The 23,012-nt window shown below is 46.6% G+C and carries 21 protein-coding genes; all 21 read left to right on the top strand.

The window, feature by feature from the left end:
- The first annotated feature begins 20 nt into the window (after positions 1-20).
- The 21 genes from IGJ05_RS10585 (at position 21) to IGJ05_RS10485 (ending at position 22,982) form a co-directional block, all read left to right on the top strand.
- Positions 21-2,072 (top strand): chemotaxis protein CheA, encoded by a 2,052-nt coding sequence (locus IGJ05_RS10585; RefSeq protein ID WP_266166267.1) that lies wholly within the window; start codon positions 21-23, stop codon positions 2,070-2,072.
- Positions 2,069-2,656, top strand: coding sequence for a chemotaxis protein CheC (locus IGJ05_RS10580; protein ID WP_005226634.1), 588 nt, complete (start codon positions 2,069-2,071; stop codon positions 2,654-2,656). Before IGJ05_RS10585 ends, IGJ05_RS10580 begins: the two co-directional genes overlap by 4 nt.
- A gap of 14 nt (positions 2,657-2,670) precedes the next feature.
- Entirely contained in the window at positions 2,671-3,033 is a 363-nt protein-coding gene (locus IGJ05_RS10575; RefSeq protein ID WP_266166266.1) for a response regulator, read from the top strand.
- 19 nt (positions 3,034-3,052) lie between these two features.
- On the top strand, positions 3,053-3,442 hold the full coding sequence (locus IGJ05_RS10570) for a chemotaxis protein CheW (RefSeq protein ID WP_005232757.1): 390 nt from the start codon (positions 3,053-3,055) through the stop codon (positions 3,440-3,442).
- Positions 3,443-3,459: 17 nt separating this feature from the next.
- Positions 3,460-4,470, top strand: a complete 1,011-nt coding sequence (fliM, locus tag IGJ05_RS10565) for a flagellar motor switch protein FliM (protein WP_266166265.1) — start codon at positions 3,460-3,462, stop codon at positions 4,468-4,470.
- A complete protein-coding gene (gene fliY / locus IGJ05_RS10560; protein ID WP_266166264.1) occupies positions 4,467-5,525 on the top strand; it encodes a flagellar motor switch phosphatase FliY in 1,059 nt (352 codons plus the stop codon). Before fliM ends, fliY begins: the two co-directional genes overlap by 4 nt.
- A 95-nt stretch (positions 5,526-5,620) precedes the next feature.
- The gene (flgM, locus tag IGJ05_RS10555; protein WP_266166263.1) at positions 5,621-5,896 is read left to right on the top strand and encodes a flagellar biosynthesis anti-sigma factor FlgM; all 276 of its coding nucleotides are present in this window, start codon (positions 5,621-5,623) and stop codon (positions 5,894-5,896) included.
- Entirely contained in the window at positions 5,897-6,253 is a 357-nt protein-coding gene (locus IGJ05_RS10550) for a hypothetical protein (protein WP_016609029.1), read from the top strand. It begins immediately after the preceding gene.
- 11 nt (positions 6,254-6,264) lie between these two features.
- Complete coding sequence (gene flgK / locus IGJ05_RS10545; RefSeq protein ID WP_266166262.1) at positions 6,265-7,788, top strand: flagellar hook-associated protein FlgK; 1,524 nt, start codon at positions 6,265-6,267, stop codon at positions 7,786-7,788.
- Positions 7,789-7,791: 3 nt separating this feature from the next.
- Positions 7,792-8,712 (top strand): flagellar hook-associated protein FlgL, encoded by a 921-nt coding sequence (gene flgL, locus IGJ05_RS10540; protein WP_005226641.1) that lies wholly within the window; start codon positions 7,792-7,794, stop codon positions 8,710-8,712.
- Positions 8,713-8,848: 136 nt separating this feature from the next.
- Positions 8,849-9,931: a flagellin gene (locus IGJ05_RS10535; protein WP_005226642.1), complete on the top strand. Its 1,083-nt coding sequence runs from the start codon at positions 8,849-8,851 to the stop codon at positions 9,929-9,931.
- Positions 9,932-10,033: 102 nt separating this feature from the next.
- Complete coding sequence (locus tag IGJ05_RS10530) at positions 10,034-10,447, top strand: flagellar protein FlaG (protein ID WP_005226643.1); 414 nt, start codon at positions 10,034-10,036, stop codon at positions 10,445-10,447.
- A gap of 4 nt (positions 10,448-10,451) precedes the next feature.
- A complete protein-coding gene (gene fliD, locus IGJ05_RS10525) occupies positions 10,452-11,873 on the top strand; it encodes a flagellar filament capping protein FliD (protein WP_438725186.1) in 1,422 nt (473 codons plus the stop codon).
- A gap of 73 nt (positions 11,874-11,946) precedes the next feature.
- A complete protein-coding gene (locus IGJ05_RS10520) occupies positions 11,947-12,276 on the top strand; it encodes a hypothetical protein (RefSeq protein WP_005226646.1) in 330 nt (109 codons plus the stop codon).
- Positions 12,277-12,289: 13 nt separating this feature from the next.
- Entirely contained in the window at positions 12,290-12,658 is a 369-nt protein-coding gene (gene fliS, locus IGJ05_RS10515) for a flagellar export chaperone FliS (RefSeq protein ID WP_008376567.1), read from the top strand.
- Positions 12,659-12,823: 165 nt separating this feature from the next.
- A complete protein-coding gene (locus IGJ05_RS10510) occupies positions 12,824-14,575 on the top strand; it encodes a hypothetical protein (protein WP_266166260.1) in 1,752 nt (583 codons plus the stop codon).
- Between the two features lie 166 nt (positions 14,576-14,741).
- Positions 14,742-15,182: a MarR family winged helix-turn-helix transcriptional regulator gene (locus IGJ05_RS10505; RefSeq protein ID WP_010748552.1), complete on the top strand. Its 441-nt coding sequence runs from the start codon at positions 14,742-14,744 to the stop codon at positions 15,180-15,182.
- A complete protein-coding gene (locus tag IGJ05_RS10500) occupies positions 15,179-16,921 on the top strand; it encodes an ABC transporter ATP-binding protein (protein WP_266166259.1) in 1,743 nt (580 codons plus the stop codon). The genes IGJ05_RS10505 and IGJ05_RS10500 overlap by 4 nt, the downstream gene beginning before the upstream one ends.
- Positions 16,887-18,653 carry an ABC transporter ATP-binding protein gene (locus IGJ05_RS10495; protein WP_074934300.1) on the top strand — a complete coding sequence of 589 codons (1,767 nt, stop codon included), beginning with the start codon at positions 16,887-16,889 and terminating at the stop codon, positions 18,651-18,653. The genes IGJ05_RS10500 and IGJ05_RS10495 overlap by 35 nt, the downstream gene beginning before the upstream one ends.
- A 167-nt stretch (positions 18,654-18,820) precedes the next feature.
- On the top strand, positions 18,821-20,257 hold the full coding sequence (locus IGJ05_RS10490) for a glycoside hydrolase family 1 protein (RefSeq protein ID WP_005226667.1): 1,437 nt from the start codon (positions 18,821-18,823) through the stop codon (positions 20,255-20,257).
- A 262-nt stretch (positions 20,258-20,519) separates the two neighbouring features.
- A complete protein-coding gene (locus IGJ05_RS10485) occupies positions 20,520-22,982 on the top strand; it encodes a heavy metal translocating P-type ATPase (protein WP_266166258.1) in 2,463 nt (820 codons plus the stop codon).
- The last annotated feature ends 30 nt before the right edge of the window (positions 22,983-23,012 follow it).

Raw genomic sequence — 23,012 nt, 5'->3', positions numbered from 1 at the left:
TTTGTAAAGGAGGGACCCATTTGGATGACAATAGTGTCTATCGTACCCTTTTCTTTGAAGAAACAGACGATCATTTAGCGCAGTTGAATGATCATGTCTTGCAATTGGAAAACGATCCAAAAGATAGCGCCTTGCTGAATGATATTTTCCGTTCTGCCCATACCCTTAAAGGGATGGCGGCAACGATGGGCTATGACGTCATGACGCAGCTGACCCATAAAATGGAAAATATTTTTGAGTTATTTAAAACTGGGACCTTGCAAGTGACCCAGCAATCGATCTCATTGATTTTCAAATGTCTGGATCGCCTGTCAGAACTTGTGGAGGACTTGCGGGAAGAACGCGACCTGCAGCCAGCTCAAATTGCCGATTTATTGGCCGAACTTGACCAAACGGAACATTCTGGCGGTATATCAACCGAGACAGAAGCAAGCCAAAACCCCACCGCAGTGGGCGCGTTAACCCCACAGCTTCAACAGATCGATCCTTCTGATCTGTATGTGATCGAGCAAGCGGCTGGAGATGGCTATCAAGCGGTCCAAATTGCTGTTCGCTTAGATGCCCAATCTATGTTAAAAGGTGCTCGTGCCTTCTTGATCATGGAAAAGCTTGGCCAAGCAGGGGATGTTCTTTATACAGAACCAGATGCCCAAACACTCGAAGAAGGCACCTTTGAATCAGATTTTTCACTGCTGTATTTGACGCAGCAAACACTGGCTGATGTCGAGCAAAACATCGCCAGCAACAGTGAGATCGAAGCCTTCGTGGTGGCACCGTTTGATCCTTCAGCGGCTGTGTTGGAGGAGGCAGAAGAGCTGCTCCAACCAGTGCCGACCCCAGAGTCAGAGACTTCTGCTCTTCAGCAAGCGACAACAGAAACGAAAGAAAAATCGCCGACGCCCGTGCATCATGCGTCCGCCCAAAATCAATCGATCCGAGTCGACTTGAATCGCTTAGATTCATTCTTGGATCTCGTGTCCGAATTGGTGGTCTATCGCAATCAATTGGAAGATGTCAGTGAGCGGGAAAACATCGAAGCAGTCAAAGACCCCTTAGAGCAAGTCTCACGATTGACCTCTGAGCTGCAAGATTTGGTCTTGCGGATCCGCATGCAGCAAGTCAATGTCGTCTTTAGTCGCTTTCCACGAATGGTTCGGGACTTATCCAATGAACTGCAAAAGGAAATGGAACTTGTCATTTTTGGGGAAGAAACGGAATTGGATAAAACAGTGGTTTCTGAGTTGAGCGAACCTCTGGTCCATCTGTTACGTAATTCTGTCGATCACGGCATCGAAGCACCCGATGTTCGGGAAAAACTGGGCAAACCGCGCAAGGGCACGATTCGCTTGGCGGCCTATCAAGAAGGCAATCGCGTGATCATTACTTTAGAGGATGATGGCAAAGGCCTTGATCCGCAAGTAATCAAAGCAAGTGCTGAAAAGAAAGGCTTAGCAACGGAAGGTCTTTCCGATGAAGCGTTGCAGCAGCTGATTTTCCATCCTGGTTTTTCAACTGCGCAAGAAGTGACTAACATTTCTGGGCGCGGTGTCGGGATGGATGCCGTGCAATCCAAGATCACCCAACTAGGGGGCACGATCGAAATGAAGAGCCAGCCAAATAAAGGCACGCAGTTTGTGATCAAATTGCCATTGACTCTATCGATCATTCAAGCGTTGATGGTTCGCGTCGGAGCAGAAACCTTTGCGATCCCACTAAATCTCGTCGAACGCGTGGTGATGGTCAAAGAAGAAGAGATCATCCAGACGGTCTCAGATGAGGTCTATCGTTTTCAAGAGGAGTTGATTCCCTTGGTTCGGACCGATCAACTCTTAGCGATCGAAGGCGATCCATCTGAGAAAAAATTCGCCATCATCGTCAACAATGACCAACAATTTCACGGCATTTTGGCAGATGAGCTGATCGGCCAGCAAGAAATCGTCATCAAGAAAATCGATCCGCTGCTGCAAAAGCTGAATCGCTATCAAGGAGCAACGATTATGGGCAACGGCTCGATCGCACTGATCCTAGACATTCATGCCATCTGTCAGGAAAAAAAGGATGACCGCTTATGAGCTATACAGCGCTGCAGATCGATGGCCTAAAAGAACTGATCAATATCGGCGGTGGTCACGCTGCGACTAGTTTATCAAAGCTCGTCCAACAACCGATCGATATGCGGGTACCGGAAGTCGAGATTCTAGCTTATGAGGACCTGTATCAGCAGATCATGGCGGAAGACAAAGAAGTTCATGTGGTGATGAGCCAGATCGAAGGGGCATTTCGAGGGATCTTCTTGTTTGTCTTAACGGATGAATCCGCCGCAAAATTGCGTCAGTTGATGATCCAAGAAAGCGATCCGTCTGAAGAATTGAAGCAATCGGTCATCAACGAGTTGACCAACATCCTTACCAATTCTTTTTTGATCGCGATCGGGCAACTGTTGGAAACCCAGCTGAGTGCGTCTTTACCAAGCGCCAGCTATGATTTCTTTGGCGCAGCGATCAGCTCCATCTATTTGGCGATGGCCCAGTATGATGAGCAGGTGATGGTGATCCGTAATGAGTTCGTCTACGCCAAAGAAACATTAGAGGCATCGTTATTTTTGATTCCAGAAATCGGTGTACTAGAAAACATATTTGATTCATTAGGAATTTGAAAGGGGCAAATACAATGTCAAAAAAAGTATTGATCGTGGATGATGCGGTATTTATGCGCATGAAATTAAAGGATATTTTAGAAAAAAACGGCTATAAAGTCGTGGGGGAAGCCCAAAATGGCCAAGAGGCTTTTGAAAAATACCAAGCAACGACACCAGACTTAGTGACCATGGATATCACGATGCCAGAAGTGGATGGCTTAGAGGCATTAAAAATGATCCGCACGTTTGATGCGCAGGCCAAAGTCGTAATGTGCAGTGCCATGGGACAACAAGGAATGGTGATGGATGCGATTCGCGCCGGTGCGGTGGACTTTATCGTGAAGCCCTTTGACACGGACCGCGTAATCACTGCCATCGACAAAGCCTTTGCCTAATGCCTAGGAGGATAGCGACATGCAGATGATTCTTTTCAAAATGGCTCAGCAGTACTATTTGATCTCGGCGGACTCGGTGGACGAGGTCATTGATGCCCCTTCTTTTACGAAGGTGCCCTTAGCACCAGAGTGGGTGGAAGGGTTGATCAATCTGCGGGGGTCTGTCGTAACGGTGATTCGTTTGGCAAAATTGATTCCCATCATGGAACCAGCCTACGAAAAAAACATATTGATCATGAAGAAGCAAGAGGAGACCAAAGGGGTCCTCGTAGAAGAAGTAATTGAAGTTCTTGATATCACCGAAGACGATATCCAACTGGGCAATCAAGAGACAGAACATGCCGTTGGGGTCGTGACGATCGGTGAAAAAGTAGCCAGTGTGATTCAAATCGATCACATGATTTTTTAAAAAAATGGGGGATTAGTGTGGATCAGGTATTGACGCAGCAAGAGATTGATTTATTGTTGAATGCGATGAGCAGCGGAGAGATCGATCAAGAAATTATTGAGATAGAAGACAAACAAGCCAAAGTGAAAGCCTACGATTTTCGCCGACCAACAAAGCTGTCGAAAGAATACGTCAATACCCTGCACATGATCTTCGAGGATTTCTCGAAGATGAGCAGTAGCATGCTTTCTACCCAACTGCGGACCAATGTTTCTTTGCAGTTGGCAGCTATCGAACAAGTCAGTTATGACGAATTTATCCATTCGATACCAAAATTTACTTTGTTGGGGCTCTTTCATTCGCAGCCTTTGAGCGGGATCCAAATGATCGAGATGAACCCACAACTGTGTATGATGTTGGTGGAATTGTTGTGCGGCGGCTTGGATGTCTATCAAAACAAGCCGATCGAAATGGATTTTAGCGAGAAAAAAAGTTTTACTGATATTGAAACAGCAATCTTGGAAGAAGTGGTGGCACAATTTGTCCGGGTCTACCAAAATGTATGGAAGGACATCGTTGCCTTGGATTCGGTTTTGGATGGAATCGATACGAATCCGCAATTGATGCAAAACATGTCGCCCAACGAACCCGTCGTGTTAGTGACCTTTACTATCAAAATTTTTGAAGTGAAACATTTTATCAATCTATGTATCCCTTATGTCTTCTTTGAAGGGATCATTGATAAATTAAGTTTCCGCAATTGGTTTGATAGCAATCAGCCAGTCAACCAAGACGATAGCCACGAGTTGCAAAAAAGTTTGAATGGCGTCGGTTTGAATTTAGAAGTTCTGCTGGGCCATGCTCAAATGAGTCTTTCTGAGTTTCTCCACTTAGAAGAAGGCGATGTCATCAAACTAGACAAAAAAATTACTGAACCATTGGAGACCTTCATCGATGGAAAACCTTGCTTCCGAGCAAAACCTGGGAAGCAAGAGGACCGTTTAGCCATTGAATTATTAGACAAGTTAGAAGAGGAGCAAGAACTATGAGTGAACGTTTATCCCAAGCAGAAATCGATGCATTGTTGAATCAAAGTGCCCCAGCCCAGCCGCAAGGATTAGAAGAGCAAGTCAAAGTCGACATTATCGGCGAAGTTGGCAATATCTCCATGTCGCAAGCGGCGACGACGTTGTCTTCCATTCTTGATCGTCGGGTCAGCATCACGACTCCCCGAGTGTCTAAAATCAAATTTGGTGAGATCTTAAACGACCTCGTTGCACCAAAAGTAGCGACGACAGTTGAATGTAAAGAAGGCCTTTTAGGCAGTAATTTGATGCTGTTAGAAGTCAAAGATGCCATCGTGATCGCCGATTTGATGATGGGTGGAACTGGTGAAACCAGCAACACTCAATTTACGGAATTAGAGCTAAGTGCTGTGGCAGAAGCTATGAACCAAATGATTGGGACTGCCTCGACTTCGATGGCAACGATGATCAGCCGCAAAGTGGATATCTTGCCGCCGATCGTCAAACTATGGGAGACACCAGAAAACATTGAGTATAGCGGGATCGAGGCAGAGGAAGAGATTTACTGTATCTCATTTTCTTTGCGCGTCGAAGGTTTGATCGAAAGCAAAATCATGCAGATCTTTACGGATCCTGTGGTCAACGATATCGCCAGTGCAATGCTGTCCGATGAAGCGACTGTCGTTACTCGGGAAACACCAACACCGCAGCCAACGGCACCCGTTGCTGCGCCTACGCCAGAACCAGCGGCTGCATCAAAGCCCGTGGAAGTCAGCAAACCTGCGTTTCAAACATTAGCCTCCAGCGGAGTGAGCGATGGGGATAATTTGGACTTGATTCTTGATGTGCCATTGGATCTAAGTGTCGTGTTAGGCCGCAGCAAAAAAACTATTAAGGACATTTTATCTTTCAATACGGGGTCCGTCATCGAGCTGGAAAAACTGACGGATGAACCGCTAGAGATTTTGTTGAACGGCAAGCTGATCGCCACTGGGGAAGTCGTGGTCATCAATGAAAACTTCGGTGTGCGGATCACCAACATTCTTTCGCAAAAACAACGCATCCACAATTTGCATTAATTTGAAGAAATCGCAAAAAGTTAAACATATGGGTTTAACTTTTTTGTGATTTGACCGATAGTAGAGGGTAGAAGAATGAGAACGGAGGAGAACCTATGAAAATCGAAAGCGGTTACGCAGAATACAGCGACAAGGCCATCAAACGTGAAGCGGTCAAACAAGAAAAGCCAACTGCTGCTCAGACAGAAAAAACCGTCGATGTTCAATTATCCGAAACAGCTCAAGCCATTCAAAAGAGTGCCAATCAAACAGCCAGTCGTAGTGAGCGAGTGGCAGAATTGAAACGAGCGATCAAAGAAGGCACCTACCAAGTATCTGCCGAAACGATCGCAGATAAAATGCTGCAACAAGATGAAAAGCAGGTCGACTAGATGACAGAACGGGAATTTGAGCGTCAGCTTCAGCAGTTCTTGCGGTTGCTGCAAAAAGAAAAGACCTGCTTGATCAAAAATCAAGCAGAAAAATTACCAGAACTCGTCGAGAAAAAAACCGCCTTCGTACCCGTTTTTTCCACGTATGAAGGAACTCTTTCAGTGGCGATCAAAGAACTCATCCGCCAAATCCAAGTGCAGCAAGCCGAAAATCTCCTGCTGACGGAGCAAGCCATTAGTTTCCAAACTGTTTTGATGGATGCAGTCAAAGAAAATATCAAGACACCGGCAAATACGTATTCGAAATACCAAGAAAAACAAGCTGTCTCAACAGCGATCATCGATCAAAAAATGTAAGGAGTACTTCTATGACAGGACTATTTGGTTCATTAGGCACCGCAACCCGGGGCATGACCGCCAATCAAGCAGCGTTGCAAACCAGCAGCCATAACATTGCAAATACCAATACAGACGGCTACTCAAGACAACGAGTCAACTTGCAAGCCGAAGCGTCTTATCATTTAGCGGGTGTCGGCAGCATCGGTATGGGTGTGAAAGTCGGCAGTGTCGAACGGATCGTCGATGATTTTGTCATTGGACAAGTACGCAATGCCAATTCTACCTATACATATTATGAACAAAAAGCAGACATATTAGGACAGCTGGAAAGTTTAATGAATGAGCCTTCTGACAACGGACTGTCCAAACAGCTGGCAACGATGTTTGATTCTTGGACCGCATTAGCCAACAATCCTGAACTGGATACGTCTAAGACCCTTGTGCTGGAAAACAGCAGTACGTTTGCCGATACCATCAACCAAATGGGCAAACAAATGACGCAGTTGCAAAGCGATACGCTGGATACCATCGAAAAATCCGCGCTGGACTTCAATGAGAAGGTCAAACAGCTGCAATCCTTGAATGAACAGATCTATGGGTTGACGACGAGTGGTGAGACACCGAATGATCTTTTGGATCGTCGAGACAGTCTGTTGAAAGATCTCTCGGGTCTAGCAGGGATCGAAACCAAGACCGATCAGTATGGCCGTGGGTTTGTATCCATGAGCGGACAGACGATTTTAAGTGCGGAGGAACGCAATACCCTTAGTGTGGTGGTGGGACAAACCGACACAGGCGTCTTGGTTTCCAAAGACGGCAACGCCTTGAATCCTGTCGAAACCATTACAGGGTCTTATCCAGCTGGAACCGTCTTGTTGACGAAAACCACCGACAATGGCGAAACCGCCTATACAGAATTGCCGATCAAAGAAGGCGCGATCGGAGGCCTGCAAGCATCATCTGGGGAGATCGGCAGTCGCCTGACGGAATTGAACAACTTTACGACGACGATCGCGCAAGCCATGAACATGGTCTTTACCGGCGGCGCTTCTCCTACTAGCGGTCTATTTGAGATCGGCCAAGATGATACTGGTACAGCGACGACGATTCGGGTCAGCCAAGCACTGTTAGATAACCCAAGTCTGGTGACCGGCGGAACGAGCAATGCAGCAGGAGATGGTTCAAGAGCTGCTGCAATGGCGAAACTCAGCAGTGCCAAATTGGACTTCCCGTTGTCAGAAAAGACGATCGCTTCTTTTGATTCTGAGACATTGACGTTTGCGAATGCAGCATCTGGCATGAGTGTCAGCAGCTATTTTAACAGCATCGTCACCAAAAACGGGATCTCAAAACAGCAAGCCGACAATACAGTCAGTGCCCAATTGTCGCTGCTGAATCAACTAGAATACAAAAATCAATCGGTGTCTGGGGTTTCATTAAATGAAGAAATGTCAGATGTGATTCGTTTCCAACAAGGATTTCAGGCCAATGCCCGCATATTATCGGTCGTTTCTGAAATGTTAGACACATTGATCAATCGAACAGGAGTGTAGACCATGCGTATTTCCAATTCAATCACCTACAATGATTTTTTACGAAATCTAGGAACCAACGCCTCCAAAGTCCAATCCACGTTGAATCAGCTATCAAGTTTGAAAGAAGTCAGCAAGTCCTCGGATAATCCGCTGCTGGTTTCAAAAATCATGGATCTCAATGTGTCGTTAAATCAAAACAAAACTTACAACAATACGATCAAAGACAGTATTTCTTGGACAAAAGCCCAAGATTCTGCTCTAGAAAGCGTCAGTACTTCGATGCTGCGGATTCGCTCGTTGGTTCAATCTTCTGCCAATGCGACAGCTGGCAGTGAGGAATTAGGGGCAAATCGTTCAGAGATCGAGCAAGAGATCGAAGGCATCGTTGAATCATTAAACACCAACTTTGATGGCCGCTATCTATTTAGCGGAACGAATACGACGACGGCGCCTTTTGAGATCGTCAAAGAAAATGACGCCATCGTCGGTATCAAATACAATGGCACCAGCGAAGACTTGCCGCGAGAAATCGCAAATGGGGTCTCGGTGGATCTGTTAGCCAGCGGTGATCGTCTGATGAACGAGACGGGCACAGCTGCGGATCCCCAAAATTTAAGCACCTATTTCAATGATTTGTTGTCTGCGTTGCGCAGTGATGATAAAGATGCCTTAGGTGGCGAGCTTTTAACCGCTCATGACCAGCATGCCACTAATGTGGTGAATGTACGGGCGCAGATCGGCACCCTCTACAATCGCTTGGAGGCGGCAGCTGATCGAAATGAGACGGAAAAGCTGAACTTGACCGAAACACTGTCCAACAAACAAGACGTCGATATTGCGGAAAAGTATATGGAATATCAAAATCAAATGACTGCCTACCGTTCAACACTAGCGATGGGAACAAAGATCATGCAGATGTCCATTCTAGATTATTTAAATTAACCCAAAAACTTTTGTTCTTTTCTGAGAGCAAAAGTTTTTTATTTTTTTTAGAAAAAAGGCTTAACCCTGAACGGTTTCTTCCGATAAATAGTAGCAGAGGGAAACCTTAGCGAATAAAAATTAGGAGGAACTACACATGAGAATCAATACAAACGTTTCAGCATTGAATACTTACTCACGCCTAACGGCAGCAAATGCTTCTAAAAGCAATTCTTTGTCTAAATTATCTTCAGGCTTACGCATCAACAAAGCTGGGGACGACGCAGCTGGCTTAGCAATTTCTGAAAAAATGAAAGGCCAAATCGGCGGTTTGTCACAAGCAAAAAGCAACGCACAAGATGGTATTTCATTGATCCAAACAGCAGAAGGTGCATTAAATGAAACCCACAGCATCTTAGGCCGTATGCGTGATCTTGCGGTTCAAAGTTCAAATGGTACGTTAAGTGATGACGACCGCAGTGCGATCAACAAAGAATACACCGCATTGTCTGATGAAATCGACCGTATCAGCAATACCACTGAATTCAATACAAAAAGCTTGTTAACTGGTGAAGGCGATGATGCGAAATCATTCACTTTCCAAATCGGTGCCAACGCAAACCAAACAATGAGCGTTTCAATCAACAACATGAGCTCATCTGCATTGAAAGTAAAAGGCTTAGATTTAACACAAGCCATTGATACAAGCGATGCTAAAGCTGTTGCTGCAGCAAAAGATAAAGCAGTAGCGACTGCCTTCAAAGCAGATGCTACAACAAAATATGCAGCGGACGGCACAGTTGATGCGGCTGCTGGTAAAACAGTTGCTGAATTACAAACAGCCATCGATACAGCAGCGGATGATACAGCAAAAGCAACAGCTCAAAAAACATACGATGATGCTTTAGCAACATTTACCGCTTCTGATGAAGGCAAAGCAGCAGCGGCAACTGTCAGCGTTGAAAACAACCCAATCACAAAAATCGATGAAGCGATCAAAGCAGTTTCTGCACAACGTGCGGATCTTGGTGCGGCGCAAAACCGTCTAGAACACACAATCAACAACTTAGGTACAACGCAAGAAAACCTATCTGAAGCAAACTCACGTATCCGTGACGTTGATATGGCGCAAGAAATGATGAGCTTTACGAAGAGCAACATCCTTTCTCAAGCAGCAACTTCAATGTTGGCACAAGCAAACTCAATGCCTAACAGCGTATTGAGCTTGTTACAAGGATAATTTTTGATCAAGTGAACCACTGACACAAGGACTGCCTAGGGGAAGCGCAGTTCTTGTGTTTTACATAGCAGCACAAAAACGCTTAGAAATGAGGAAGCTCTGATGGATATTCAGCCAATGTCAGGAATACACCCGATCGAAGCCGTTGCGTCGGTCGCTAAAGCACGTCCGATCGAATCCCTAGATCAAGAGAACGCCAACCTTCAGCCGCAACACCAAGAGGGGAAACTGGCGGAGAAAAAGGAACAGACAGTGGCCACTGAACCGCCGATCCACTATTTTTCAGTAGCCGATCAGCACAAGATCGCAGCCTCCGTGGAGGAAGTGAATCAGCGACTACTTGGCAAAGATATGAAATTGGCTTATGAAGTACATGAGCGCACGGGGCGTACGATGGTGCGTTTAGTGGATATGCAGACCAACGAAGTGATCAAAGAGATCCCGCCCGCCAACATGCTAGACGTGATTGGGAAAATATGGGATGACATGGGCATCGCGGTCGATCGAAAGGGATGAAAACATGGCAAGTGTAACCAGCAGTTCAGGAATCAGTACAACGCTAGGGAGTTATTCTGGCGTGACTTCAGAAGATATTGAAAAATTATTGGCGGCAGATGCGATCAACAAGACCCGCGCTGAGAATAAAATCACGTCGCTAAAAGCACAAAAAACGGCGTGGAGTGATATCAGCACTCGCTTGACTAACTTTTTGTCAAAAGTCGATGCATTACAAAAAGATGATGCTTATCAAACGAAAAAAGCGACGACCACCAATAGCAGTATCGCTTCAATTGCAGGAACAACGGAAGCTCCAGAAGGCACCTATGATCTAAAAGTCAACCAACTAGCAACAGCCACGAAGGTGACGGGGAGTCAATTAGCTCAAAGCAGCAAAACGGCCCTAAATGTCAGTGGTCAGCTGTCATTGACCAGTTCGGAAGTCGATGAAGATGGCAAACCGATCACCGCTTCGATCGAGATCACGGTCGAAGATAGCTTAAAAGATGTGGCAGCCAAGATCAATAGCCAAAGCAAGACGACCTTCGTCGCGGCGAGCATCGTGGATAACCGTTTGATTTTAACAAATACCAAAATGGGCGACAAAAATTTCTTGATCGACGGCAATGCCGCCGAAGGGTTAGGGATCGGTTCAACTGCGACAACGACGCAAGGCCAACCGGCTATTTTTGAGCTAGACGGCATGAAGATCACTCGCGACAGCAACAGTGTGACGGATGTTATCGATGGTGTCACGCTGACGTTAGCGAAAAAAAGCGAGGAGCATGTGACGCTTTCTTTAGCCAATGATACCTCGAAAGTCGTTGATGCAGTGCAAGGATTAGTGGATCAATACAATAGCTTGATGAGTTTTATCGGCGACAATTTGACCGTGGGAGATCCTAGTAGTGAAAACAACAAGACGGGGACCTTGGTGGGAGACAGTGCGTTGACCCGTCTACAGACCCAATTGCGAAATTTGATCACCATTCCAGCCGTCAGCGGCTCAAAGCTGACCGCCAATAAGCTAGGCATCTCCACCGTTGATAATGATGGTACATTGGGACTGGATACGACAAAGTTAAAAGAAGCCTTAGCGGAAGATCCCGCTGCTGTGAAGTCTTTCTTTTATGCAAGTACGAAAACCAAAGAAGCTGATGGCACTGCGAGCACGAAAGAGACTGGCTATACACTAGCCCTAAAAGAATTAGCCAACAGCTATGTCGTCAATACTTCAGCCAATAAAGGGATCATTGCCACCAAATCTGCGACCTATGACAGTACCATCAAGGATTTAAACAAGCAGATCACACGGTTTGATGATATTTTAGCAATGAAAAAAGAGCGTTACATCACAATGTTTACCAAGTTAGACTCCGTGATGATGGAGGCTGAAAATCAGCTGAGCTACCTAAGCAATCAGTTTGCCAATACGTCAAACTAGGCAGGATAGCCGATTAAAGCAGTCATTTTTCATTCGCATAAGAAACCCTCGTCAACATGAAAGGAAACAACCTATGGAGCCACACGTATCATTAGATGAACGTTTGAATCAGATTTTAACTGGTTTTGCCCAATGGCGCGGCGACAGCGAAGAAGCCAGTCGTTTGATGGCAGCCAATGCAGCGGTCATAGCAGCCATGCAAGCAGAAGCACAGAGCCATAGTCCACAAACCAGTGTATTGGCGCAACAAGTGATCCAAGCGTATCAAGCGTTCTTAGACCAGGTCAAAGCCCAGCAGCAAGAGATCAAACAAGAATTGGGGCGTTTGAACCGCAAAAACAATCTTGTCAAAACGTATTTGCAGCAAGAAGACAGTGCCGCCTTCGTCGAATTTGATTTATAGTGAGGAAAAAAAGATGAATTATCAAAAAATGCAAAACAACTATTTGCAGAACCAAGTAATGAGTGCCTCCCCCAACAAACTGATTGAAATGCTGTTGCAAGCAGCGATCAAAAATATCAAATTAGCAGTGATCGCATTGGAAAAAGAAGAGTTGAGCCAAGCTCATCAGCAATTTGTCAAGGCGCAGAATATTTTATTGGAATTACGGGTCTCTTTAGACCGTGAGCAAGGCGGCGCTATTGCTGAAGATCTCGATCAGCTGTATGGCTATATGTACGATCAGCTAGTCAGTGCCAATGTCCAAAAAGAGGCAGCCCCTGCAGAAACGGTCGTCCCACTTTTAAGCGAACTACTGGAAAGTTGGCAAACGATCACCCAATAAATTTGAGAAAAAGCAAAGAAACGACCACCTAAAACCTAGAAAAGTTTAGTAATTGGTTAAATTTTTACCATGTATCCCTTTTCACTAAGCTTTCTTTTTCCCCTCCTCGTCCCTATCTGGTACTCTTTTTATGAGCGTACCGAAAAGGTGCAAGGAGGTTTTTTTTTGAAACAAAAAATAGTACAAAAGCCGCTTTTCTGGCAAGTGGTGATTCTAATTGCAATGAGTGGTGTTTTTTTATTACCGCAGATCTTAGGCCAAGGCATGATTTTGGGCTCTGATGTGGTCTTTCACTTCAATCGTTTTTATGAGACCAGCCAGCAGATCAAAGAGGGCAATTTTCAATATTTTCTTTCTATCTACGGGTTTCAGCAATCTGCTCGTATCGTCAATGCATTATACGGGCCCTTTTTTGCCTATTTCCAAGGATTGCTGGTCTTGCTGAGTCCTTCGTGGTTTTCCTACCAGCTGCTCGCCAACGGGCTGCTCTATTTGTTAGCAGGGTTTTCGATGTTTGGCTTATTAAAGAAATTACGAGTCAATGGTTGGCTGTCAGTGGGGATGAGCGTCCTGTTTATGGCGACCTATTCTGTCCAGTATTGGATTGAGCGGCAGGGCTTTTCTGCTTGGGGGGCGGCTGTGCTGCCACTGTGCCTGATCCCACTGATCGCACTAGGGGAACATAAACGGTTACGGCCTTTTGCGGTAGGGGTTTCCGTGGCGGTCTTATTTCAAATCCATGTGTTTTCAAGCATCTTGTTAGTGTTCTTATACGTACCCTTTTTCTTACGCGCCTTTTTTGTTGGGACTTCTGGCGAAGAAAAACGACAATTGGTGCTGCGCTTAGCAGGAGCGATCGGGATCTTCTTGCTACTGACCGCCAATATTTGGTTAGGGATGTTGGATCTTTATACGAGTAACACGTTGATCGCGCCTTTTGTGAATCGCAACATGCAGAACAACACCATTACTGGAACCAGCAGCTATTGGTGGACGACTCCGTACCTGCTGCCCATCTTATGTGCCTTGTTCTTTTGCGGTGCGATCCGTGTGTGGTCACGTCTATCTGGCGGCTTCAAATTGATGACGGCAGCTGCAGCAGTCTTTTTCGGTTTATCATCGAACGCTGTTCCTTGGCAATGGCTAGGCAGTCTGGACAATGGTGTGATCAATTTACTGCAATTTCCTTTTCGGTTCTTTGTTCCTGCCACGATTTTGATCTTAGTCGGTTTGTGCCTGCTAGTTCCTTATTATCGGGGCAAGCCATTGGCAAATCCGCGTTGGTTTGTCCTCGTTTTAGTCTTGAGTGTTGGTCAAATCCTGATCCAAAACACGGTCAAAATGCAGGACTGGCACTCCGATGAAGCTGCGGTTTCACTGCGAAACCACACCTATCTCTCGGCGGAATCTGAAGCGCAATTGAAGGAAGCCTATTTTAGTAAAGACAAGTCCTTAGCATTAGCGCTGTATCAACGTTCTACGCCAGATTATCTGCCCCTCTATCAAGAGACCAAGAAGAACAAGTACAATTTGTACGGGGAAGAAATCATTGAAAAGAATGATACCGTGGCAAAAACCGTAGAAAACGGGAAGCTTACTTTACGTTGGCAAGGTGATCAAGAGACGTGGAAGGCGTTACCGATCATCAATTACCGATATACTGAATTGACCCTCAATCAGCAGCCACTAACTGAAAAAGATGTCTCTTTGAGTGCCATTGGTGCCGTTTCTGTCCAACAGCAAGCAGGGGAGAATGTCTTAGTCGTTGATTACGACGCACCTTGGTTTTTCGACGGAGCTTTATGGCTGACGATCATTTCTTGGCTCGCTTTACTCATCGGCTTTATCAGCTGGAAAACCAGACAGCTGTACCGTCGTCGTAAGGTCGTACAAGCTTTATTGAAAGAATCTGAATAAAATGAATCAGAAAAGAGCTTCAGCGAGAGGGCTGAAGTTCTTTTTTTGCTGATCAACAACAGTGTACCTGTTGCTTTTCGTCAGAAACAATAATCGTTGCGCACGCAACGATTATTCCTTATAATAGATTAGACACTTTGAAGAACTAAGAAAGGCAGGAGTGCTCATGGAAGCCATTATCCGCTCAATCAATCATATTGCCCGTCTCGCCACCCTTTATCGGGAAAAAGAATTGAAAAAATTTGGTTTAGGTGGGATGCATCATACCTATATCTTAAACATTTGTCGCCAACCGGGGATCAGTCAAGAAGCCTTAGCCAAGAAGATTTTTGTGAATAAAAGCAATGTTGCCCGTCAACTAGCAATCCTAGAAGAACGAGGATTTGTCACTAGAACCAGCAGTCCCACCGACAAACGACAATTACTGGTTTATCCAACCGAAAAAGCACTCGCCGTCCAACCAGCGATCCAACAGCTGCTTCAAAGCTGGAATGAACAAGTCGTAGCAGGTTTTTCTGCTGCCCAACAGCAGCAGTTGATCGCCGATCTGGAAATCGTCAAAGAAAATTCCCAGCGGCTTTTAGCGAAAGATGAGGCGATGGAATGAATCTTTTGACTCAATATTTAAAACCCTATATCGGCCGCATCTCCCTTGGCGTCAGCATCAAATTCTTCGGCTCCCTGATGGACTTGCTATTGCCTTGGATTTTGGCGTACATCATCGATTCTGTGATCCCCACGAAGCAGGTATCTGCGATTTTTGCTTGGGGTGGGGCGATGGTGGTCTGCTCCATCATCGCAGTCGTCACCAATATCATCGCCAATCGGATGGCCTCCAGTGTTGCTCGCGATACCACTGGTAGTATACGCCATGATTTATTTGAAAAAGTTTCCTATCTGTCGATTCCGCAAGTCGAAGAAGTCGGGATCCCTTCTTTGGTGTCTCGTTTGACGACAGACACTTACAACATCCATCAAACGGTAGGCATGATCCAACGGATGGGGATTCGTGCCCCGATTCTATTATTAGGAGGGATCATGATCACTGCCACATTAGATCCCGTGTTGACGCTTGTCTTAGTGGGCGTCTTGCCCTTCACTTTAGTGGCGGCAGTCACGATCTCGAAACGGGGGATCCCCTTGTTTGCCTCATTACAAAAGCAAGTGGATGTGTTGGTGCGAACTGTCCGTGAAAATGTGACTGGGGCTCGGGTGATCAAGGCCTTGTCCAAAGCAGATTACGAGAAAAAGCGCTTTGACCACGTCAACCAAGACGTAGTAGCTGCGGAAACTACCGCTAATCGAACGATGGCTGCGACACCACCCCTGATGGACCTATTTTTGAATATCGGACTGACGCTAGTGATCGTCGTCAGTGCCTTTCGCGTCAATCAAGGATTTACCCAACCAGGCGTCATCATCGCCTTTTTGACTTATTTTACGATCATTTTGAATGCCATGCTCAGTATCACGCGCATCTTTGTGATCGTGTCGAAGGGGCTGGCTTCTGCCGATCGAATCCAATCCGTCTTGCGCCTGCCGCAAAATATGCAAGTCATTGAGGCGCCTGTCAAAGAAGAGTCTGCGCATATCGTTTTTGAAAAAGTTTCCTTCACCTATCCTAACGGTACCCAGGTGCTGAAAGACATCGATTTTTCCTTGCAGCCGGGAGAAACCTTAGGGATTATCGGTGCGACTGGTAGTGGAAAATCAACGATCGTCAAACTACTGCTGCGGCTCTATGACCCAACGAAGGGCATGATTCGCATCGCTGGTCGCGACATTCGCTCCATCGATCCGACGGAGCTGCATCAGTTATTCGGTGTCGTCTTACAAAAAGACGTGCTTTTTGCGGAAACGATCGAAGAAAATATCGCTTTTGGTCGGCGGTTTTCCAAAGAACAGATCGAAGAAGCGGCGGCTCGCGCCCAAGCCAAGGAGTTTATCAATCAACTACCCAAGCGCTTAGCTCATCCACTGCATGCTAAAGGCAGCAATTTAAGCGGGGGTCAAAAGCAGCGGGTCTTGTTATCGCGGGCCTTGGCGGGGGATCCAGAGATTTTGATTTTGGATGATTCTGCCAGTGCGCTGGATTATCGGACCGACGCTCAGTTGCGCAAGGTCCTGAGACAGCAGTTTCAACAGACGACGACGGTCTTGATCGCGCAGCGGATCAGCTCGATCCAGCATGCCGACAAAATTTTGGTACTGGAAAACGGGCAAATGAACGGCTTTGGCAGTCACCAAGAATTACTAGCAGAAAATGCGATCTACCAAGCCATTTATCAAGGTCAGACAGGAGGTACCGACGATGCCGAAGAAAAAAACGGAAAAACCGCAGGATAGTAAGAAAACACTACGGCGTTTGTGGGGCTATCTCTACGAGTACAAAGGTCTCCTGCTGGCAGCCGCTGTATTGATGATGGCCAGCAACATTTTCGCCTTGGTGGGACCGTTGCTTTCAGGGTACGCCATTGATGCCATTCAACCGGGTCCCGGCAAGGTCATTTTTGACCGAGTCTTCTTTTATTGTGGGCTGATGCTGCTGTTTTATCTTGCGTCTTCCCTTCTTAGTTATCTGATTTCGCTCATGATGATCCGCTTGAGTCAGCGGGTGGTGGCAGCGATGCGCAAGGCGATTTTTGATAAAATCACCGAACTGCCGGTTGGGTATTTTGACCGAGTCGCCACTGGGGATATCATCAGTCGCATCAGTTATGATGTCGATACCATCAATACGTCATTGGCCAGCGATGCCATTCAAGTCCTCAGCAGTCTTGTGACGATCATTGGTTCGTTTGTGATGATGGTTTTGATTTCGCCGCTGCTGGTGCTGATTTTTGTCGTAACGGTTCCCGCTTCGATCTTTTTGACCCGCTTTTTGATGAGCAAATTTCAACCATTGTTTCGCCGTCGTTCTCGCAAATTAGGCGAACTGAACGGCTTTGTGGAAGAGATTATTTCTGGTCAGCAAACGATCAAGCTGTATAACCAAGAAGAAGCGATCATCAGCCGTTTTGACGAAAAAAACCAAGAAGCGGTGGATGCCTATTACAATGCCGAGTACTACGGCAGTATGACTGGTCCCTCCATCAACTTTATCAACAATCTGTCATTGTCCTTGATCAGTATGTTTGGCGCCTTGCTGTTTTTGTTCGGTCATCTGACATTAGGAAATGTTTCTTCCTTTGTTCTTTACTCCAGAAAATTCTCAGGACCAATCAATGAGTTAGCCAACATCTTCAGCGATTTGCAATCAGCATTGGCGGCGGCAGAACGGATCTTCCGTTTGCTGGATGAAGAACCTGAAGTTTCTGATGTTCCTGGAGCCTACGAATACCACGAGGTGTCTGGTGATGTCGCTTTTGACCATGTGACCTTCGGCTATCAAGCACAGCAGCCCATCATCAAAGACCTTTCGCTACAAGTACCAGCTGGCAGCTTGGTCGCGATCGTCGGACCGACCGGAGCGGGGAAAACCACCATCGTGAACCTCTTGATGCGGTTTTATGACCCTGACCAAGGAGCGATTCGGTTAGACGGTAAAAATATCCGCCAAGCGACACGTCGCAGCCTACGGCAAAGCTATGCGATGGTGCTGCAAGATACCTGGTTGTTCACGGGAACGGTTTTCGACAATTTGGCCTACGGCAAGGCGAATGCGACGTTGGCAGAAGTCCAAGCTGCTGCACAAGCCGCCCATATCCATGACTTTATTATGAGCCTGCCAAAAGGCTATGATACTTTAATCTCAGAAGACGGAACCGGTATCTCACAAGGGCAAAAACAGCTGTTGACGATTGCACGAGCAATGCTGTTGGATGCCGATCTGTTGATTCTTGATGAAGCCACATCGAATGTCGACACGCAAACAGAGCTGCTGATCCAAGCAGCGATGACCAAATTGATGAAAGGCAAAACCTCCTTTGTGATCGCCCATCGTTTGTCCACGATTCGACATGCCGACACGATCCTCGTAGTGGAACAGGGGAATATCGTAGAGCAAGGGACCCACGAAGAGTTATTAGCCAAAGAGGGGCGTTACGCCGCACTCTATCAGGCACAATTTGATGCATGATCCATAGCTAGTCCACATCCTTGCAAGGAGAACGCCACTGCTTGCAAGGATGTTTTTTGCGTGCCATCGGCTTTCTTGGCATAGGTACAAAATCTTCTTATGACAAATCAGGCAATTATCGGTATACTTAAGAAAGGGGTATCATCAAACAGAAAGAAGGGAAACAATTGGATCATAAACAACTAAAAGAATTCCCCAACGATTTCTTATGGGGTTCAGCATCAGCAGCCTATCAAGTAGAAGGCGCATGGCAAGAAGACGGCAAAGGCGCTTCGGTTTGGGACGATTTTGTCCGCATTCCAGGAAAAACCTTTAAAGCAACTAACGGAGATGTCGCAGTCGACCATTACCACCGCTTCAAAGAAGATGTTGCCTTGATGAAAGAACAAGGATTGAAAACCTATCGTTTTTCCATTGCTTGGACACGGATTTTTCCAGAAGGACGAGGAGAAGTCAATCAAGCAGGGTTAGACTTTTATTTAGCATTGATCGATGAACTGATAAAAGCAGGGATCGAACCGATGGTGACCTTGTACCATTGGGATCTGCCACGAGCCTTGCAAGAAGAATACGGTGGCTGGGAATCTCGCAAAATCATTGAAGATTTCACCAACTATGCAGCCGTATTGTTTGAAGCCTTTCGCGGCAAAGTCCACTATTGGGTCAGCTTGAATGAACAAAATATCTTTACTTCTTTAGGTTATCTTTTAGCTGCCCATCCACCAGGAGTGACCGATCCTAAACGGATGTATGAAGTCAATCATATCGCTAACTTGGCGAATGCTTCGGTGATCAACAAGTTCCATGAGATGAAAATCCCAGGGAAAATCGGACCAAGTTTCGCCTACTCACCAAACTACCCAATCAACAGCGACCCGAAAAATATTTTGGCAGCTGAAAACGCGGAAGACTTGATGGCGCATTATTGGTTAGACGTCTATCTATGGGGCGAATACCCGATTGCGGCAATGAATTACTTGAAAGAGCAAGGGATCGCACCAACGATCGAACCAGGAGATATGGACTTGCTGCGTTCAGCAAAACCAGATTTCTTAGGGATCAACTATTACCAAACAGCAACAAATGCCTACAATCCATTAGATGGTGTCGGTGCGGGGAAAATGAACACCACTGGGAAAAAAGGCAGCTCCGAAGAAACCGGGACACCAGGAATGTTCAAAAAAGCCGAAAATCCATTTGTGGAACGGACGAATTGGGATTGGGAGATCGATCCTCAAGGGCTGCGGATCGCTTTACGACGAATCACTAGCCGTTATCGGGTGCCTGTGATCATTACGGAAAACGGACTTGGTGAATACGACAAACTAACCGACGATCATCAAATCCATGACCAATACCGCATCGATTATTTAGCAGGGCATGTCCATGCCATCAAAGAAGCGATCAGCGACGGCGCGGAAGTTCTTGGCTATTGCACCTGGTCCTTCACTGATTTGCTAAGCTGGTTGAACGGCTACCAAAAACGCTATGGCTTTGTCTATGTCGACCAAGATGAAACGCAAGAAGGATCTTTGGCACGCTACAAGAAAGACAGCTTCTACTGGTACCAAGAGCTGATCAAAACCAACGGGCAAGAGTGCTAGCCTCCTAAAACCAATACCTGAATAAGCGAAACGACCCCTGCAACGGCAGTGATCGTTTCTTAGAAAAAAGTACGTTCCACCGGTAGCGACCGCCCAAAGGTAGACCAAAAGTCTCGCGTTTTGGGCCGCTTCAAAGGAGAACGTCCTTTTTTTGAGTATTATCGTTGACAAGTGTAAACGATAATTGTAAAGTAGAAGAAGATTACAACTGTAAACATAAAAGGTTAATGGGTTTGCATAGCAAGCAAGGAGGAAGGAAACAATGATCGAAAAGAATTATGGGGTAAAAGGGATGACCTGTGCGTCTTGTTCCCAGACCGTCGAAAAAACAGTCAGCAAGCTGGCGGGGGTCGACCAAGCAGCTGTCAATTTGGCTACTGAAAAATTACATATTCGTTATGATGAGCAGCAGCTCACCGAAGAAACACTCGCTGCGGCCATCAAAGCAGCGGGCTATCAACTGATCGGCTCCCAAAGACAAGAGACCTTTGCCATCTCGGGCATGACCTGTGCGTCTTGTGCCCAAACAGTAGAAAAAGCTGTCCAAAAATTAGCGGGTGTGGAGCAAGCCTCCGTCAATCTGGCAACAGAAAAACTGACGGTCAGCTATCAACAAGATCAAGTGACCGCCGCGAAGATCGCAGCTGCCGTGAAAGAGGCGGGCTATGATGCACAGCTGCCGACCGCTTCTGCCGACAAGGTGGATTCAAAACAGGCAGAGATTCGTGCTCTATGGCAACGGTTTTGGCTTTCAGCGCTCTTTACGATCCCCTTGTTCTATTTGACGATGGGGGAAATGATCGGTTTGCCGATCCCTGGCTTTTTAGATCCGATGGCCTATCCAGTCAATTTCGTTACCACTCAATTGCTTTTGGTATTACCGGTGATGGTCCTCGGTCGCGCCTTTTACATTGCTGGTTTCAAAGCACTTTGGAAAGGCCATCCCAATATGGATTCCCTCGTCGCATTGGGAACCAGTGCTGCCTTCTTTTATAGTATTTATGGGACCGTGATGGTCTACCTGGGCACGACCCACTATGCGATGCACTTGTACTATGAAACGGCCGCCGTTATTTTGGCATTAGTTACTTTAGGAAAATACCTTGAGTCGGTCTCGAAGGGCAAAACCTCCGAAGCTATCAAGAAGTTGATGGATCTCGCACCGAAAAAAGCCCGCGTGCTCCGCGGCAGCGGGAATCAAGCCGAAGAAGTCGAAGTGGGTATTGAAGAAGTCGCAGCTGGCGATATCTTAATCGTACGACCTGGTGAGAAGATTCCTGTGGATGGGATCGTTACCCAAGGCCGCTCTGCCATCGATGAATCAATGATTACTGGAGAAAGCTTACCTATCGAAAAACAAGTCGGTGATCGGGTGATCGGCGCCAGCATCAACAAAAACGGCTCCTTTCAATATGAAGCCACCAATGTGGGAGAAGATTCAACGTTAGCGCAAATCATTCAGTTAGTAGAAAATGCCCAAGGCTCCAAAGCGCCGATTGCCCGCATGGCTGACAAAGTTTCGGGTGTGTTTGTCCCGATCGTCATGGTCTTGGCGGTTTTTGCAGGACTTGCCTGGTTTTTCTTAGGACAAGAAACCTGGATCTTCTCATTGACCATTACGATCTCTGTATTAGTGATTGCCTGTCCGTGTGCCTTAGGATTAGCGACACCGACCGCCATCATGGTGGGTGCGGGCAAAGGGGCAGAAAATGGCGTCTTGATCAAAAGCGGCGATGCGTTAGAAACAGCTAGAAACGTGACGACGATCGTTTTTGATAAAACCGGCACGATCACAGAAGGCAAACCAGTCGTAACCGATCTCCTACCTGCAGGCAATCACACGCCGACGGAATTGCTGCAGCTGGCGGCTTCTGTTGAAAAAGGCTCAGAACATCCATTAGGCGAAGCCATTGTGATCGAAGCCCGCACGCAAGCTCTCGCCCTACAAGAAGTTGACGGGTTTGAAGCGATCCCAGGGCATGGGATTCAAGGAACGATCGCTGGCAGTCCAGTCCTATTAGGCAACCAGAAATGGTTGGAAAAACAAAACGTTGCCATCGATGGCCTGATCGAGCAAGCCCAACAATTGGCTCACGAAGGGAAAACACCGATGTATGTTGCCAAAGACGGCGAAGCGATCGGGATCATCGCTGTGGCAGATACTATCAAAGAAAGCAGTCGAAAAGCCATTGAACGGTTGCATCAAATGGGCTTGTACGTAGCAATGATCACGGGCGACAATGCCCGAACGGCCCAAGCCATCGCCAAACAAGTCGGTATCGATGAAGTGATCAGTGACGTCTTGCCAGAAGATAAAGCCGCCAAAGTAGCTGGCCTGCAAGCCAAAGGCCAAAAGGTTGCGATGGTAGGTGACGGGATCAATGATGCGCCCGCGTTAGCCCAAGCCGATGTAGGGATCGCGATCGGCTCTGGTACCGATGTCGCCATCGAATCGGCAGACATCGTACTGATGCGCAGCGATCTGATGGACGTCCCATCAGCGATCGAGTTAAGTCGGGCAACCATCAAAAACATCAAAGAAAATCTTTTCTGGGCTTTTGCTTATAACGTCTTAGGCATCCCTGTCGCAATGGGTGTGCTGCATCTTTTCGGTGGCCCCTTGCTCAATCCAATGATCGCTGGGGCGGCCATGAGCTTCAGCTCGGTATCCGTTTTATTAAATGCCTTGCGGCTGAAACGATTCCAACCCTCAGCGAAAAAATAAGCGAAGCAACGAATGCACCAACAAAAAGAC

This window comes from Enterococcus sp. AZ167 (assembly GCF_051714025.1).
Taxonomy (GTDB): domain Bacteria; phylum Bacillota; class Bacilli; order Lactobacillales; family Enterococcaceae; genus Enterococcus_D; species Enterococcus_D casseliflavus.
The sequence above is the reverse complement of the archived record's forward strand: the minus strand, read 5'-3'. Positions and strand labels throughout refer to the sequence as shown.